Origin of the sequence: Klebsiella sp. CTHL.F3a (assembly GCF_019890895.1) — a bacterium.
GTDB classification, from domain to species: Bacteria; Pseudomonadota; Gammaproteobacteria; order Enterobacterales; family Enterobacteriaceae; genus Klebsiella; species Klebsiella grimontii.
The window spans coordinates 1,414,084-1,429,962 of sequence record NZ_CP082360.1; the positions used below are offsets into that span (position 1 = coordinate 1,414,084).

The window sequence follows — 15,879 nt, forward strand, 5'->3', positions numbered from 1 at the left end:
AGGCAATAACTATCGCAAACGAGCTATACAGGATCGCAATCATGCAAAAAGACGCGCTGAATAACGTACATATTACCGATGAACAGGTTTTGATCACTCCGGATCAGTTGAAAACTGAATTCCCTTTGAGCGTTGAGCAGGAAGCGCAGATCGCGCACTCTCGACAGACTATCTCTGACATCATCGCCGGTCGCGATCCGCGCTTGCTGGTGGTGTGTGGTCCTTGCTCGATTCACGATCCTGAAACCGCCATTGAGTACGCTCGTCGTTTTAAAGCTCTTGCCGCAGAGGTCAGCGATAGCCTCTATCTGGTCATGCGCGTCTATTTTGAAAAACCCCGTACCACAGTTGGTTGGAAAGGGCTGATTAACGATCCGCATATGGATGGTTCGTTTGATGTGGAAGGCGGCCTGAAGATTGCGCGTCGTCTGCTGGTTGAACTGGTCAATATGGGGCTGCCGTTGGCGACGGAAGCGTTGGATCCAAACAGTCCTCAGTACCTCGGCGATCTGTTTAGCTGGTCCGCTATCGGCGCGCGTACGACGGAATCCCAGACTCACCGCGAAATGGCTTCAGGCCTGTCGATGCCGGTTGGGTTTAAAAACGGCACCGACGGTAGCCTTGCCACCGCCATTAACGCGATGCGCGCCGCCGCAATGCCGCACCGTTTCGTCGGCATCAACCAGGCCGGGCAGGTGTGCCTGCTGCAAACGCAGGGCAATCCGAACGGTCACGTCATTCTGCGTGGTGGAAAAGCGCCAAACTACGGCCCGGAAGATGTTGCGAAGTGCGAAAAAGAGATGACTCAGGCGGGACTGAAACCTTCTCTGATGGTAGATTGCAGCCATGGGAATTCTAATAAAGACTACCGCCGTCAGCCCGCGGTTGCGGAATCCGTGGTCGCGCAGATCAAAGATGGTAACCGTTCCATTATTGGTCTGATGATTGAGAGCAATATCCACGAAGGTAATCAATCCTCTGAGCAGCCGCGTTGCGATATGAAATACGGCGTCTCGGTGACCGATGCCTGCATTAGTTGGGAAACCACCGATGCGCTGCTCCGCGAACTTGATAAGGATCTGCGAGGCCATCTGGCGGCTCGTCTGGCGTAAGAGGATGATATGGTTGCTGAACTGACCGCGTTACGCGATCAAATTGATGAAGTCGATAAAGCGCTGCTGGAGCTGCTGGCTAAGCGCCTGGAGCTGGTAGCGCAAGTCGGAGAGGTTAAAAGCCAATATGGCCTGCCGATTTACGTCCCTGAGCGCGAGTCGGCGATGCTGGCCTCCCGCCGTGAGGAGGCAGCTGCGCTTGGGGTTCCGCCGGATCTTATCGAAGATGTCTTGCGTCGCGTCATGCGTGAGTCTTATTCCAGCGAAAACGATAAAGGTTTTAAAACGCTTTATCCGAACCTGCGTCCGGTCGTTATTGTCGGCGGCGGCGGGCAAATGGGGCGTCTGTTTGAGAAAATGCTGACGCTTTCCGGATATCAGATTCGTATTCTGGAGAAAGACGACTGGTCGCGGGCGGACGAGATTGTCGCCGATGCCGGCATGGTTATCGTCAGCGTGCCGATTCATATCACGGCGGCGACGATTGCTCAGTTGCCTCCGCTGCCGGCGGACTGCATCCTGGTCGATTTGGCTTCGGTGAAAGCGGAACCGCTGCAGGCGATGCTGGCTGCGCATACAGGTCCGGTATTGGGTCTGCATCCTATGTTTGGTCCTGATAGCGGCAGTCTGGCGAAGCAGGTAGTGGTGTACTGCGATGGCCGCCAGCCTGAGGCGTATCAGTGGTTCCTGGAGCAAATTCAGGTCTGGGGCGCTCGGCTGCATCGCATCAGCGCCATCGAACACGATCAGAACATGGCCTTTATTCAGGCGTTGCGCCACTTTGCTACCTTCGCTTATGGTCTGCATCTGGCCGAAGAGAACGTGCGTCTTGAGCAACTTTTAGCGCTCTCGTCGCCAATTTATCGTCTGGAGCTGGCGATGGTTGGTCGACTGTTTGCCCAGGATCCGCAGCTCTACGCTGACATTATTATGTCCTCGGAAAATAACCTGGCGCTGATTAAGAGATACTACCAGCGTTTCGGTGAAGCTATCGGCCTGCTGGAGCAGGGGGATAAACAGGCGTTCATCGATAGCTTCCGTAAGGTTGAACACTGGTTCGGTGACTATGCCCAGCGCTTCCAGAGCGAAAGCCGAACGTTGCTGCGCCAGGCGAATGATAATCGGCAGTAAGGCGTAAAACACGTATACAATAAAGCCAGAGGGGTGACCCGCTGGCTTTTTTTATAGGGATGAAAACGATGGCTGAACCACAACCGCTGTTTGATTACACCGGGCATTTACCGGAATGTCCGACCTGGAGCGAAGCCGAACAGGCATTGTACTGGGCCGATATTATGGAATGCGAAATTCATCGCTACGACGTGCAGACGGGTGAACATCAGGTTCTACAATTTCCCGAGGAGCCCGGCTGTTTTGCCCTGCGCGAAAAGGGCGGTTTTATCGTCGCTTTACGCAGCGGTATCTGGCTCACTGATGCGCATGGTCTTCTACAGCGAAAAGTCTGCGATAACCCCAGCAATCCGCAATTAGCGCGCTTTAATGATGGTGGAACCGATCGCGACGGCCGCTTTTATGCCGGGACTTTCTGGGGACCGGGAGATTTTAACGGCGCGCTCTTAGTGCGCATCAATAACGATCTCTCCCCGCAGGTTATCCAGTGCGATATTCACGGCGCTAACGGTCTGGCGTTTAGCGAAGACAAGCGTTGGATGTATACCTCGGATACGCCAAATGCTGTTATCTATCGAACACCTCTCGATGAGCGGGGCGAGGCGGGTAAACGCCAGGTCTTCCTGCGCTTTCAGCCGGGAGAGGGGATTCCAGACGGCGCGGCCATCGATGCCGAAGGTTGTTACTGGAGCGCGATGTTTGACGGCTGGCGTATTGCGCGCTTCTCGCCGACGGGCGAGCAGCTGGAGGAGCATCGTCTACCGGTGCGTTGCCCGACGATGGTCTGTTTTGGCGGAGCGGATATGAAGACGCTCTACATTACCACCACGCGGGAGAATATGGATGCTGAGGAAGTGGCGAAATATCCGCTTTCTGGCGCCATCTTCACCCTGCCTGTTAGCGTGGCAGGGATGAAGAAATTGCCGTTTATAGAGCGTTAAACCGGCTCGACCGGTACCACGTTTTCGCTGGCATAACAGCCCAGCACCTTCATTGAACGTGTTATCTCGGCCAGCTCTTTTAAAGCTTTACGCATGGGCAGTGATTCCAGGTTGGCCTGGATATCCAGATAAAACATCTCTTCCCACGGATTACCGTGAATGGGACGCGACTCCAGCTTGGTCATAATCAGGTTATGGTTTCGCAGTACCAGCAGTGCTTCTACCAGGGCCCCGGCTTGCTGGCCGGTGGCCATCAACAGCGTGGTTTTCGCGGGGACCTGATCGGAGACTTCCACCGCTTTACGCGCCAGAACCAGGAAGCGGGTGATATTTTGCGTTTGGTTAGCCTGACAATGTTCCAGTACCTGCAAACCGTGCAGCGCCCCGCCTGCTTCGCTGCCCAGCGCGGCAACGGTCGGCGATTTAGCCTGAGCGACTTTTTCCATCGCTGAGGAGGTGCTATCGGTATATTCAATATTCCAGTGCGGATAGCGGCTGAGGTACTGGCTGCACTGCTGGAACGGCTGTGGATGGCTGTAGACCGTCGTAATCTGTTGCGCGTCGGTGGATGTTGAGACCAGCACGCAGTGATCGATAGGCAGAGTCAGCTCGCCGACGATGGATAAGCTGGTGTGCTGCAGAAGATCGTAAACATCATTGATGCCGCCGGAGCTTGTATTTTCAATGGGGACGACGGCATAGTCGGCCTGGCCCGTCTCCACTTGCTCAAAGATATCGGCGAATTTCGCACAGCCGCTTTCGATAAACTGTTCAAAGTGGCGGGCGGCATACTGGCGGGCCGCAAGATGCGAATATGAACCTTTCGGTCCGAGAAACGCCACGCGCGCGGAGTGCGGATTGATTTTATTGAGGTGCTGCTGCAGTAGCGTTTGTTGGGTAAGGACCGAGTCTTCAATGATCAGCTGGAACAGGCGCGTGATGTAGTGGGCATCGAGATGATGTTTTTTCCCCAACGTCATCAAGCGTTCCAGTAAGTCCCGCTCGCGGTCGATATCCCGCACCGGACGGTGCGAGGCCAGCTTGGCTTTTCCTACCTCTACGGCCAGGCCGCGGCGCTCTGCCAGCAGCGCCAGCAGCTTCTCATCCAGAGCGCTGATCTTATCGCGTAGCGCCAGTAATGGGTTTTCCTCGGTCATATGTGTTGCCTTTCTTGTTATTGATTATCAATAAAAAAGGCCTCCCGTTTGGGAGGCCTTGTTGTTCGTCTTCGCATTCTTTATCACACGACGAATTGCCTCCCATTCAGGGGAAGGTAAAAAAGAATGCGAAGAAGAACGGGATCAGTTTCACGATGAATTCCTTGAGTTAGTGGGGATTACAGTACCTGTACTGTTTTCACTCTGTCAATAAAAAACGCGCCCGGAGGCGCGTGGCATGACACAAGCTTAAGTTAAGGATTACTCTTCTTCTTCCACAAAGCCTGCCTCTTTCACCGATGTCGCGGCGCGGCGGGCTTCCCCTTTGTGTTGCACTTTATTGAGCTGCCGTTCCAGCTTGTTGATCAATTCGTTGATTGCGGCATACATGTCTTCGTGCCGTGCGCTGGCAACCAGGTGTCCGTTTGGCGTATTGATGGTGGCGTCAGCGACAAAACCCTGCGGCTCCTTAGAGAGGATGATGTGCGGGTTAATTAAGTGGGTTTGCCATTTATCCAGTTTGGCGAGACGGTCTGCGACGTGCTGGCGGATTGCCGGAGTAATTTCCATTTGTTTACTGGTAATGTTCATTGTCATAAATTTTACCTCTTGTCTTTCCCGTCTTGGTGAACTCAGCATACCTCGCCCAATGTCAAAATGCGTGATTTAAATCACATTTTATTGTCACTTTTTGTCAACAAATCTGTTTTGTGAGACAGGACAGGAACAGGTGAGATTTTGCTTGTGGAAAGGAAGAAAGGGAGCCATATTTGATGAGTTAACTCGGCGCTAAACCGCTTCAGCTAAGCAATTTAACGAATAAAAAAACGGCAGCCATCTGGCTGCCGTTTTGCTTATCTAAGGGCTATCAGGTGTTCTTGCTATTGGCTGCAATGATTTTCGCAACTTTGTCAGCCTGCGCGTTCATCTGCATCTGACGGTAGGCGTTTTCCATCTTCGGCAGCGCATCGCGGGTGGCCTGCGTATCCGGATAGTTACGCAGCATGCCGTCTACGCGGTTAACTACCGCAACCCATGCGCCACGATCGGTGTAGTAATCCACAACCGACAGCTCGTACTTCGCCAGACGATCCTTCAGGAACACCATACGTTTATAGGCGTCAGTAGAGTACTGGCTGTTGGGATAGCCACGAACCAGTTTGGAGAAGTCGTTAAAGGCATCGCGCGCGTGTTGTGGGTCGCGGTCAGAACGGTCGACGCCGAAGAAGCCCTGCAGCGCACTGTCATCCAACGCCATATTTGTCAGACCACGCATATAAATAACGTAATCAATGTTAGGATGAGTCGGGTTCAGGCGCACAAAGCGATCGATGGCGGCCTGAGCCAGCGGTAGATCGGCGTTTTTGTAGTACGCATAAATCAGGTCCAACTGTACCTGTTGGGAATAAGGTCCAAAGGGATAACGGTTATCCAACGCTTCCAGTTGCGTTATTGCCTGTTTCCAGTTACCGTCCTGCAGCTTTTGCTGAGCGGTCGCGTAGATCTCATTCGGCGGATTATCGGGCACCTCCTCCTTTGAGCCAGAGCAACCCACCAAAGCCAGGCTCAGTGTGGCTGCTGCCACCAGGTATTTCATGCGCGTCATGACGTTTTGACTTCCTCAAAATGTTTATGCGGGAGAATCTCTGTTCCTGCTCCCGATTAAGACCAGCTACAATAGCACACTATATTAAACGGCAAAGCCGTAAAACCCAACGTTAAAACGAAGAAGCTGTATATGGCACAACGAGTACAACTCAACGCAACGGTGTCCGAAAATCAACTCGGACAACGCTTAGATCAGGCTTTGGCCGAATTGTTCCCGGATTATTCGCGTTCGCGCATAAAAGAATGGATCCTTGACCAGAGAGTGCTGGTAAACGGCTGCGTCAGCGACAAGCCGAAAGAAAAAGTGCTGGGGGGAGAGACGATTGCTATCGATGTTGAAATCGAAGAAGAAGTCCGTTTCCAACCGCAGGATATTCCGCTCAATATCGTTTATGAAGATGATGACATCCTCGTAATTAATAAACCGCGCGATTTAGTTGTGCACCCCGGCGCGGGCAACCCTGACGGTACTGTGCTGAATGCGCTGTTGCACTACTATCCCGCCATTGCTGACGTGCCGCGGGCGGGGATCGTGCACCGTCTTGATAAAGACACCACTGGTTTAATGGTGGTAGCAAAGACTATCCCGGCGCAAACCCGACTGGTGGAATCCCTGCAGCTGCGTGAAATTACCCGTGAATATGAAGCGGTAGCGATTGGTCATATGACGGCTGGCGGAACGGTTGAAGAACCGATTAGCCGTCACCCGACCAAGCGTACGCATATGGCGGTACATCCCATGGGGAAACCGGCGGTGACGCACTATCGGATCATGGAGCATTTTCGCATTCATACTCGTTTGCGTTTGCGCCTCGAGACCGGTCGTACGCACCAGATTCGCGTGCACATGGCGCACATCACCCATCCGCTGGTGGGCGATCAGGTTTATGGAGGGCGCCCACGTCCGCCTAAAGGTGCGTCGGAAGAGTTCATCACTGCTCTGCGTAAGTTCGACCGCCAGGCTCTTCATGCCACGATGCTGCGCTTATACCATCCGATCAGCGGTATTGAGATGGAATGGCATGCGCCAATTCCGCAGGATATGGTTGATTTGATCGATGCCATGCGCGCTGATTTTGAAACTCATAAAGACGATATCGACTGGTTATGACTAAAGTGATTGTACCGCAATGGCCGATGCCGGAAGGCGTTGCTGCCTGTAGTTCCACGCGCGTTGGCGGGGTAAGTTTATCGCCATACGATTCACTTAACCTCGGCGCTCATTGCGGAGACAATCTGCAGCACGTAGAAGAGAACCGTCGGCGCATGTTTGCCGCCGGCGGTCTGCCGTCATACCCGGTGTGGCTGGAACAGGTTCACGGTACGGCAGTGTTAAAACTCGACGGCGGGCCGTACGAGTCAAAGCGTGCGGATGCGTCATACTGTAATGTGCCGGGTACGGTATGCGCGGTGATGACCGCTGATTGCCTGCCGGTGCTTTTTTGTAACCGCGCGGGTACGGAGGTTGCGGCGGCTCATGCCGGCTGGCGAGGTCTTTGCGAAGGCGTGCTGGAAGAAACCGTTGCCTGTTTTGCCGATAGTCCGGAAAATATCATGGCCTGGCTTGGCCCCGCTATCGGGCCGGACGCGTTTGAGGTTGGCCCGGAGGTGCGTGAGGCCTTTATGGCAAAAGATACCCAGGCGGAGCGCGCATTTCGCCCTGCGGGTGAGAAGTATTTTGCTGATATCTATCAGCTTGCCCGTCAGCGTCTGTCGAGCGTTGGCGTTGAGCAGATTTTTGGCGGAGACCGCTGTACCCTCAGCGAAAAAGATGATTTTTTCTCTTATCGTCGCGACAAGACGACGGGTCGTATGGCAAGTTTCATCTGGCTGATATAACCTGCCGAACTAAGACGATCCAGAAGGCAAACTTATTTTTGCATAGTTCAGGTCTTTAACCTTGAATAATTGAGGGATGACCTCATTTAATCTCCAGTAGCAAATTTGACCTGTTATGGGAGGAGTTATGCGTCTGGATCGTCTTACCAATAAATTCCAGCTTGCTCTTGCCGATGCCCAGTCTCTTGCGCTTGGGCACGACAACCAATTCATCGAACCTCTTCATCTAATGAGCGCCTTGCTGAATCAGGAAGGGGGATCGGTACGTCCTTTATTAACTTCGGCTGGCATCAACGCCGGAGAGTTACGCACCAATATTGAACAGGCGTTGAGCCGATTGCCGCAGGTGGAAGGTACCGGTGGCGATGTTCAACCTTCTCAGGATTTAGTGCGTATCCTTAACCTTTGCGACAAGCTGGCGCAAAAGAGAAAGGACAACTTTATTTCGTCAGAACTGTTCGTTCTGGCTGCGCTTGAATCACGCGGCACGCTGACCGACCTTTTAAAATCCGCCGGAGCCACAACCGTTAACGTGAGTCAGGCGATTGAACAAATGCGCGGAGGTGAAAGCGTGAACGATCAGGGAGCCGAGGACCAACGTCAGGCTTTGAAAAAATTTACCGTCGATCTGACCGAACGTGCCGAGCAGGGCAAGCTTGACCCGGTAATTGGCCGTGATGAAGAAATTCGTCGAACGATTCAGGTTCTGCAGCGTCGTACCAAAAATAACCCGGTGCTGATTGGTGAACCCGGCGTAGGTAAAACGGCCATTGTTGAAGGGCTGGCGCAGCGGATCGTCAACGGTGAAGTACCGGAAGGGTTGAAGGGGCGTCGAGTCCTGGCGCTTGATATGGGCGCGCTGGTGGCGGGTGCCAAGTATCGTGGTGAGTTTGAAGAACGTTTAAAAGGCGTGCTAAACGATCTCGCCAAGCAGGAAGGCAATGTCATCCTCTTTATCGATGAGCTGCACACGATGGTGGGCGCAGGTAAAGCAGACGGTGCCATGGACGCCGGGAATATGCTGAAACCGGCGCTGGCGCGTGGTGAGCTGCACTGCGTGGGCGCCACGACACTGGATGAGTATCGTCAGTACATTGAGAAAGACGCCGCGCTGGAGCGTCGTTTCCAGAAAGTGTTCGTTGCGGAACCGACAGTTGAAGATACCATTGCGATTTTGCGTGGTCTGAAAGAGCGTTATGAACTGCACCACCACGTGCAGATCACTGACCCGGCGATTGTAGCGGCGGCTACGCTGTCTCACCGTTATATCGCCGACCGACAGCTGCCGGATAAAGCTATCGACTTGATCGATGAAGCTGCGTCCAGCATCCGCATGCAGATTGACTCAAAACCGGAAGAGCTGGACAGACTCGATCGACGCATCATTCAACTCAAGCTGGAACAGCAGGCGTTGAAGAAAGAGTCTGACGAAGCCAGCATTAAGCGGTTGGATATGCTGAATGAGGAACTGGCGGATAAAGAACGTCAATATTCAGTCTTAGAAGAAGAGTGGAAGGCTGAAAAAGCGTCGCTCTCTGGTACCCAGACGATTAAGGCCGAGCTGGAACAGGCTAAAATCGCGATTGAGCAGGCGCGTCGCGTCGGCGATCTGGCGCGGATGTCCGAGCTGCAGTACGGTAAGATCCCTGAACTGGAAAAGCAGCTGGCGGCGGCAACGCAGTCTGAAGGCAAGACCATGCGTCTGCTGCGTAATAAAGTCACGGATGCGGAAATCGCGGAAGTGCTGGCTCGTTGGACGGGGATTCCGGTTGCGAGAATGCTCGAAGGCGAACGTGAGAAGCTGCTGCGTATGGAGCAGGAGCTGCATAGCCGCGTTATTGGTCAGAACGAAGCGGTTGAAGCGGTATCGAACGCGATCCGCCGTAGTCGTGCCGGGTTATCCGACCCTAACCGTCCGATTGGCTCGTTCCTGTTCCTTGGCCCTACCGGGGTAGGTAAGACAGAACTCTGTAAAGCGCTGGCTAACTTTATGTTTGATAGCGACGATGCGATGGTACGTATCGACATGTCAGAGTTTATGGAGAAACATTCCGTTTCACGTCTGGTTGGGGCACCTCCGGGATATGTCGGTTATGAAGAAGGCGGTTATCTCACTGAGGCGGTCCGCCGTCGCCCTTATTCCGTCATCCTGCTGGATGAAGTGGAAAAAGCGCATCCGGATGTCTTTAACATTCTGCTGCAGGTACTGGACGATGGACGTTTAACTGACGGGCAGGGGAGAACGGTCGACTTCCGCAATACGGTGGTCATCATGACCTCCAACCTCGGTTCGGATCTCATTCAGGAACGTTTTGGTGCGCTGGATTATAGTCACATGAAAGATCTGGTGCTGGGCGTGGTTAGTCAAAGCTTCCGCCCGGAATTTATCAACCGTATTGATGAAGTGGTTGTCTTCCACCCGTTAGGTGAAAAACATATTGCTTCTATTGCGCAGATTCAGCTGCAGCGGTTGTATAAACGACTGGAGGAGCGCGGCTACGAAGTCCACCTCTCTGATGAGGCGCTGAAGCTGCTTAGCGAAAACGGCTACGATCCGGTTTATGGCGCACGTCCTCTAAAACGTGCTATCCAGCAGCAGATCGAAAACCCGCTGGCACAGCAGATTCTTTCCGGTGAGCTGATTCCGGGTAAAGAAGTACGGCTGGTCGTGAAAAATGACCGGATAGTGGCAGTGCAGTAAATCACAAAACAGCAAAAACGGGCCAACTCGGCTCGTTTTTGTTTAAAAACCAGGCAATAATTTAATCTCAGTCGATGTTTTGGCTGAAAATTGAGCGGGTGAGATTTTTTTTTAAAATTCCCCTTGCCACTTCAGAATTACTCCCTATAATGCGCCTCCACTGACACGGAACAACGGCACGCAAGCCGCCGGGTCAGCGGGATTCAGCGATGAATGCCGGCAGAGGAAAGCGAAATTAAACGCTTGACTCTGAATGAGGAAAACGTATTATACGCCACCTCGCAACGGTGAGCGAAAGCCGCGTTGCACTGCTCTTTAACAATTTATCAGACAATCTGTGTGGGCACTCAAAGTGACATGGATTCTTAACGTCCTCGGACGAAAAATGAATACCAAGTCTCTGAGTGAACATACGTAATTCATTACGAAGTTTAATTCACGAGCATCAAACTTAAATTGAAGAGTTTGATCATGGCTCAGATTGAACGCTGGCGGCAGGCCTAACACATGCAAGTCGAACGGTAGCACAGAGAGCTTGCTCTCGGGTGACGAGTGGCGGACGGGTGAGTAATGTCTGGGAAACTGCCTGATGGAGGGGGATAACTACTGGAAACGGTAGCTAATACCGCATAACGTCGCAAGACCAAAGAGGGGGACCTTCGGGCCTCTTGCCATCAGATGTGCCCAGATGGGATTAGCTAGTAGGTGGGGTAACGGCTCACCTAGGCGACGATCCCTAGCTGGTCTGAGAGGATGACCAGCCACACTGGAACTGAGACACGGTCCAGACTCCTACGGGAGGCAGCAGTGGGGAATATTGCACAATGGGCGCAAGCCTGATGCAGCCATGCCGCGTGTATGAAGAAGGCCTTCGGGTTGTAAAGTACTTTCAGCGGGGAGGAAGGCGATAAGGTTAATAACCTTGTCGATTGACGTTACCCGCAGAAGAAGCACCGGCTAACTCCGTGCCAGCAGCCGCGGTAATACGGAGGGTGCAAGCGTTAATCGGAATTACTGGGCGTAAAGCGCACGCAGGCGGTCTGTCAAGTCGGATGTGAAATCCCCGGGCTCAACCTGGGAACTGCATTCGAAACTGGCAGGCTGGAGTCTTGTAGAGGGGGGTAGAATTCCAGGTGTAGCGGTGAAATGCGTAGAGATCTGGAGGAATACCGGTGGCGAAGGCGGCCCCCTGGACAAAGACTGACGCTCAGGTGCGAAAGCGTGGGGAGCAAACAGGATTAGATACCCTGGTAGTCCACGCTGTAAACGATGTCGACTTGGAGGTTGTTCCCTTGAGGAGTGGCTTCCGGAGCTAACGCGTTAAGTCGACCGCCTGGGGAGTACGGCCGCAAGGTTAAAACTCAAATGAATTGACGGGGGCCCGCACAAGCGGTGGAGCATGTGGTTTAATTCGATGCAACGCGAAGAACCTTACCTACTCTTGACATCCAGAGAACTTAGCAGAGATGCTTTGGTGCCTTCGGGAACTCTGAGACAGGTGCTGCATGGCTGTCGTCAGCTCGTGTTGTGAAATGTTGGGTTAAGTCCCGCAACGAGCGCAACCCTTATCCTTTGTTGCCAGCGGTCCGGCCGGGAACTCAAAGGAGACTGCCAGTGATAAACTGGAGGAAGGTGGGGATGACGTCAAGTCATCATGGCCCTTACGAGTAGGGCTACACACGTGCTACAATGGCATATACAAAGAGAAGCGACCTCGCGAGAGCAAGCGGACCTCATAAAGTATGTCGTAGTCCGGATTGGAGTCTGCAACTCGACTCCATGAAGTCGGAATCGCTAGTAATCGTGGATCAGAATGCCACGGTGAATACGTTCCCGGGCCTTGTACACACCGCCCGTCACACCATGGGAGTGGGTTGCAAAAGAAGTAGGTAGCTTAACCTTCGGGAGGGCGCTTACCACTTTGTGATTCATGACTGGGGTGAAGTCGTAACAAGGTAACCGTAGGGGAACCTGCGGTTGGATCACCTCCTTACCTTAAAGAACCTGCCTTTGTAGTGCTCACACAGATTGTCTGATAGATGTAAAGAAGCAAGACGGCTGCGAAGTCGTGACACCTCGTGTCCCCTTCGTCTAGCGGTTAGGACTCCGCCCTTTCACGGCGGCAACAGGGGTTCGAATCCCCTAGGGGACGCCACTTGCTGGCTGTGAGTGAAAGGCACAACCAACCGATATCTCAAAACTCATCTTCGGGTGACGTTTGAGATATTTGCTCTTTAAAAATCTGGATCAAGCTGAAAATTGAAACGACACACATGTTATGTGTGTTCGAGTCTCTCAAATTTTCGCGACACGATGATGTTTTACGAAACATCTTCGGGTTGTGAGGTTAAGCGACTAAGCGTACACGGTGGATGCCCTGGCAGTCAGAGGCGATGAAGGACGTGCTAATCTGCGAAAAGCGTCGGTAAGGTGATATGAACCGTTACAGCCGGCGATGTCCGAATGGGGAAACCCAGTGCAATTCGTTGCACTATCGTTTGATGAATACATAGTCAAACGAGGCGAACCGGGGGAACTGAAACATCTAAGTACCCCGAGGAAAAGAAATCAACCGAGATTCCCCCAGTAGCGGCGAGCGAACGGGGAGCAGCCCGGAGTCTGAATCAGCTTGTGTGTTAGTGGAAGCGTCTGGAAAGTCGCAGGGTACAGGGTGATACTCCCGTACACTAAAACACACAGGCTGTGAACTCGAAGAGTAGGGCGGGACACGTGGTATCCTGTCTGAATATGGGGGGACCATCCTCCAAGGCTAAATACTCCTGACTGACCGATAGTGAACCAGTACCGTGAGGGAAAGGCGAAAAGAACCCCGGCGAGGGGAGTGAAAAAGAACCTGAAACCGTGTACGTACAAGCAGTAGGAGCCCACTTGTTGGGTGACTGCGTACCTTTTGTATAATGGGTCAGCGACTTATATTCTGTAGCAAGGTTAACCGTATAGGGGAGCCGCAGGGAAACCGAGTCTTAACTGGGCGTTAAGTTGCAGGGTATAGACCCGAAACCCGGTGATCTAGCCATGGGCAGGTTGAAGGTTGGGTAACACTAACTGGAGGACCGAACCGACTAATGTTGAAAAATTAGCGGATGACTTGTGGCTGGGGGTGAAAGGCCAATCAAACCGGGAGATAGCTGGTTCTCCCCGAAAGCTATTTAGGTAGCGCCTCGTGAATTCATCTTCGGGGGTAGAGCACTGTTTCGGCTAGGGGGTCATCCCGACTTACCAACCCGATGCAAACTACGAATACCGAAGAATGTTATCACGGGAGACACACGGCGGGTGCTAACGTCCGTCGTGAAGAGGGAAACAACCCAGACCGCCAGCTAAGGTCCCAAAGTCATGGTTAAGTGGGAAACGATGTGGGAAGGCCCAGACAGCCAGGATGTTGGCTTAGAAGCAGCCATCATTTAAAGAAAGCGTAATAGCTCACTGGTCGAGTCGGCCTGCGCGGAAGATGTAACGGGGCTAAACCATGCACCGAAGCTGCGGCAGCGACACTATGTGTTGTTGGGTAGGGGAGCGTTCTGTAAGCCGTTGAAGGTGGCCTGTGAAGGTTGCTGGAGGTATCAGAAGTGCGAATGCTGACATAAGTAACGATAATGCGGGTGAAAAACCCGCACGCCGGAAGACCAAGGGTTCCTGTCCAACGTTAATCGGGGCAGGGTGAGTCGACCCCTAAGGCGAGGCCGAAAGGCGTAGTCGATGGGAAACAGGTTAATATTCCTGTACTTGGTGTTACTGCGAAGGGGGGACGGAGAAGGCTATGTTGGCCGGGCGACGGTTGTCCCGGTTTAAGCGTGTAGGTGTGTGTTCCAGGTAAATCCGGTTCACTTTAACACTGAGGCGTGATGACGAGGCACTACGGTGCTGAAGTGACAAATGCCCTGCTTCCAGGAAAAGCCTCTAAGCATCAGGTAACATCAAATCGTACCCCAAACCGACACAGGTGGTCAGGTAGAGAATACCAAGGCGCTTGAGAGAACTCGGGTGAAGGAACTAGGCAAAATGGTGCCGTAACTTCGGGAGAAGGCACGCTGATATGTAGGTGAAGTGGTTTACCCATGGAGCTGAAATCAGTCGAAGATACCAGCTGGCTGCAACTGTTTATTAAAAACACAGCACTGTGCAAACACGAAAGTGGACGTATACGGTGTGACGCCTGCCCGGTGCCGGAAGGTTAATTGATGGGGTTATCCGTAAGGAGAAGCTCTTGATCGAAGCCCCGGTAAACGGCGGCCGTAACTATAACGGTCCTAAGGTAGCGAAATTCCTTGTCGGGTAAGTTCCGACCTGCACGAATGGCGTAATGATGGCCAGGCTGTCTCCACCCGAGACTCAGTGAAATTGAACTCGCTGTGAAGATGCAGTGTACCCGCGGCAAGACGGAAAGACCCCGTGAACCTTTACTATAGCTTGACACTGAACACTGGTCCTTGATGTGTAGGATAGGTGGGAGGCTTTGAAGCGTGGACGCCAGTCTGCGTGGAGCCATCCTTGAAATACCACCCTTTAATGGCTGGTGTTCTAACGTGGGCCCCTAATCGGGGTTGCGGACAGTGTCTGGTGGGTAGTTTGACTGGGGCGGTCTCCTCCTAAAGAGTAACGGAGGAGCACGAAGGTCAGCTAATCCTGGTCGGACATCAGGAGGTTAGTGCAATGGCATAAGCTGGCTTGACTGCGAGCGTGACGGCGCGAGCAGGTGCGAAAGCAGGTCATAGTGATCCGGTGGTTCTGAATGGAAGGGCCATCGCTCAACGGATAAAAGGTACTCCGGGGATAACAGGCTGATACCGCCCAAGAGTTCATATCGACGGCGGTGTTTGGCACCTCGATGTCGGCTCATCACATCCTGGGGCTGAAGTAGGTCCCAAGGGTATGGCTGTTCGCCATTTAAAGTGGTACGCGAGCTGGGTTTAGAACGTCGTGAGACAGTTCGGTCCCTATCTGCCGTGGGCGCTGGAGAATTGAGGGGGGCTGCTCCTAGTACGAGAGGACCGGAGTGGACGCATCACTGGTGTTCGGGTTGTCATGCCAATGGCATTGCCCGGTAGCTAAATGCGGAAGAGATAAGTGCTGAAAGCATCTAAGTACGAAACTTGCCCCGAGATGAGTTCTCCCTGACCCTTTAAGGGTCCTGAAGGAACGTTGAAGACGACGACGTTGATAGGCCGGGTGTGTAAGCGCAGCGATGCGTTGAGCTAACCGGTACTAATGAACCGTGAGGCTTAACCTTACAACGCCGAAGATGTTTTGGCGGATTGAGAAGAGAACAATTTCAGCATTGATTCAGAGTTGAGTACGCAATAATTTGCGCAGCAGCAAGGCGACAAGCGAAGGAAAGGAAGGAGCATACTGAGGTATGTGACTGACTT

General features: G+C 53.0%; 10 protein-coding genes, 1 tRNA gene, 2 rRNA genes and 1 other annotated feature. Of the genes, 9 read left to right on the forward strand and 4 right to left on the reverse strand.

Features of this window, described 5'->3' with window-relative positions:
• Positions 1–41: 41 nt before the first annotated feature.
• The 3 genes from aroF to K7H21_RS06825 all read left to right on the forward strand — a co-directional run bounded on the left by aroF (position 42) and on the right by K7H21_RS06825 (position 3,184).
• Positions 42–1,112, forward strand: coding sequence for a 3-deoxy-7-phosphoheptulonate synthase AroF (gene aroF / locus K7H21_RS06815; RefSeq protein WP_004123753.1), 1,071 nt, complete (start codon positions 42–44; stop codon positions 1,110–1,112).
• Positions 1,113–1,121: 9 nt separating this feature from the next.
• Positions 1,122–2,243 carry a bifunctional chorismate mutase/prephenate dehydrogenase gene (tyrA, locus tag K7H21_RS06820; protein WP_223035665.1) on the forward strand — a complete coding sequence of 374 codons (1,122 nt, stop codon included), beginning with the start codon at positions 1,122–1,124 and terminating at the stop codon, positions 2,241–2,243.
• A 68-nt stretch (positions 2,244–2,311) separates the two neighbouring features.
• On the forward strand, positions 2,312–3,184 hold the full coding sequence (locus K7H21_RS06825; protein ID WP_223035666.1) for an SMP-30/gluconolactonase/LRE family protein: 873 nt from the start codon (positions 2,312–2,314) through the stop codon (positions 3,182–3,184).
• Here the strand turns inward: K7H21_RS06825 and pheA are convergent.
• The 4 genes from pheA to bamD form a co-directional block, all read right to left on the reverse strand.
• Positions 3,181–4,341 (reverse strand): bifunctional chorismate mutase/prephenate dehydratase, encoded by a 1,161-nt coding sequence (pheA, locus tag K7H21_RS06830; protein WP_004123744.1) that lies wholly within the window; start codon positions 4,339–4,341, stop codon positions 3,181–3,183. The genes K7H21_RS06825 and pheA overlap by 4 nt on opposite strands.
• 30 nt (positions 4,342–4,371) lie before the next feature.
• Positions 4,372–4,496: a sequence feature (Phe leader region), on the reverse strand.
• Positions 4,448–4,495, reverse strand: coding sequence for a pheA operon leader peptide PheL (pheL, locus tag K7H21_RS06835; RefSeq protein ID WP_101706155.1), 48 nt, complete (start codon positions 4,493–4,495; stop codon positions 4,448–4,450). Its footprint overlaps the feature before it by 48 nt.
• A gap of 106 nt (positions 4,497–4,602) precedes the next feature.
• A complete protein-coding gene (gene raiA, locus K7H21_RS06840) occupies positions 4,603–4,938 on the reverse strand; it encodes a ribosome-associated translation inhibitor RaiA (RefSeq protein ID WP_004104616.1) in 336 nt (111 codons plus the stop codon).
• A 271-nt stretch (positions 4,939–5,209) separates the two neighbouring features.
• A complete protein-coding gene (bamD, locus tag K7H21_RS06845) occupies positions 5,210–5,947 on the reverse strand; it encodes an outer membrane protein assembly factor BamD (RefSeq protein ID WP_004123741.1) in 738 nt (245 codons plus the stop codon).
• A 132-nt stretch (positions 5,948–6,079) separates the two neighbouring features.
• Between bamD and rluD the strand changes: the two genes are divergently transcribed.
• The 6 genes from rluD to K7H21_RS06875 all read left to right on the forward strand — a co-directional run bounded on the left by rluD (position 6,080) and on the right by K7H21_RS06875 (position 15,740).
• Positions 6,080–7,060, forward strand: a complete 981-nt coding sequence (rluD, locus tag K7H21_RS06850; protein WP_004123738.1) for a 23S rRNA pseudouridine(1911/1915/1917) synthase RluD — start codon at positions 6,080–6,082, stop codon at positions 7,058–7,060.
• Positions 7,057–7,788 (forward strand): purine nucleoside phosphorylase YfiH, encoded by a 732-nt coding sequence (gene yfiH, locus K7H21_RS06855; RefSeq protein ID WP_004123735.1) that lies wholly within the window; start codon positions 7,057–7,059, stop codon positions 7,786–7,788. Before rluD ends, yfiH begins: the two co-directional genes overlap by 4 nt.
• A 127-nt stretch (positions 7,789–7,915) precedes the next feature.
• The gene (gene clpB, locus K7H21_RS06860) at positions 7,916–10,489 is read left to right on the forward strand and encodes an ATP-dependent chaperone ClpB (protein ID WP_139529792.1); all 2,574 of its coding nucleotides are present in this window, start codon (positions 7,916–7,918) and stop codon (positions 10,487–10,489) included.
• 453 nt (positions 10,490–10,942) lie between these two features.
• Positions 10,943–12,482, forward strand: a 16S ribosomal RNA gene (locus K7H21_RS06865).
• Between the two features lie 87 nt (positions 12,483–12,569).
• Positions 12,570–12,644, forward strand: a tRNA-Glu gene (locus K7H21_RS06870).
• Between the two features lie 190 nt (positions 12,645–12,834).
• A 23S ribosomal RNA gene (locus K7H21_RS06875) occupies positions 12,835–15,740 on the forward strand.
• Together the 16S and 23S rRNA genes with 1 tRNA gene alongside form the textbook arrangement of a ribosomal RNA operon.
• The last annotated feature ends 139 nt before the right edge of the window (positions 15,741–15,879 follow it).

Coding starts and splice junctions, on each gene's coding strand:
- yfiH (WP_004123735.1), top strand. CDS start 7,057: ATGACTAAAGTGATTGTACCGCAATGGCCGATGCCGGAAGGCGTTGCT.
- clpB (WP_139529792.1), top strand. CDS start 7,916: ATGCGTCTGGATCGTCTTACCAATAAATTCCAGCTTGCTCTTGCCGAT.
- tyrA (WP_223035665.1), top strand. CDS start 1,122: ATGGTTGCTGAACTGACCGCGTTACGCGATCAAATTGATGAAGTCGAT.
- bamD (WP_004123741.1), bottom strand. CDS start 5,947: ATGACGCGCATGAAATACCTGGTGGCAGCAGCCACACTGAGCCTGGCT.
- raiA (WP_004104616.1), bottom strand. CDS start 4,938: ATGACAATGAACATTACCAGTAAACAAATGGAAATTACTCCGGCAATC.
- pheA (WP_004123744.1), bottom strand. CDS start 4,341: ATGACCGAGGAAAACCCATTACTGGCGCTACGCGATAAGATCAGCGCT.
- K7H21_RS06825 (WP_223035666.1), top strand. CDS start 2,312: ATGGCTGAACCACAACCGCTGTTTGATTACACCGGGCATTTACCGGAA.
- rluD (WP_004123738.1), top strand. CDS start 6,080: ATGGCACAACGAGTACAACTCAACGCAACGGTGTCCGAAAATCAACTC.
- aroF (WP_004123753.1), top strand. CDS start 42: ATGCAAAAAGACGCGCTGAATAACGTACATATTACCGATGAACAGGTT.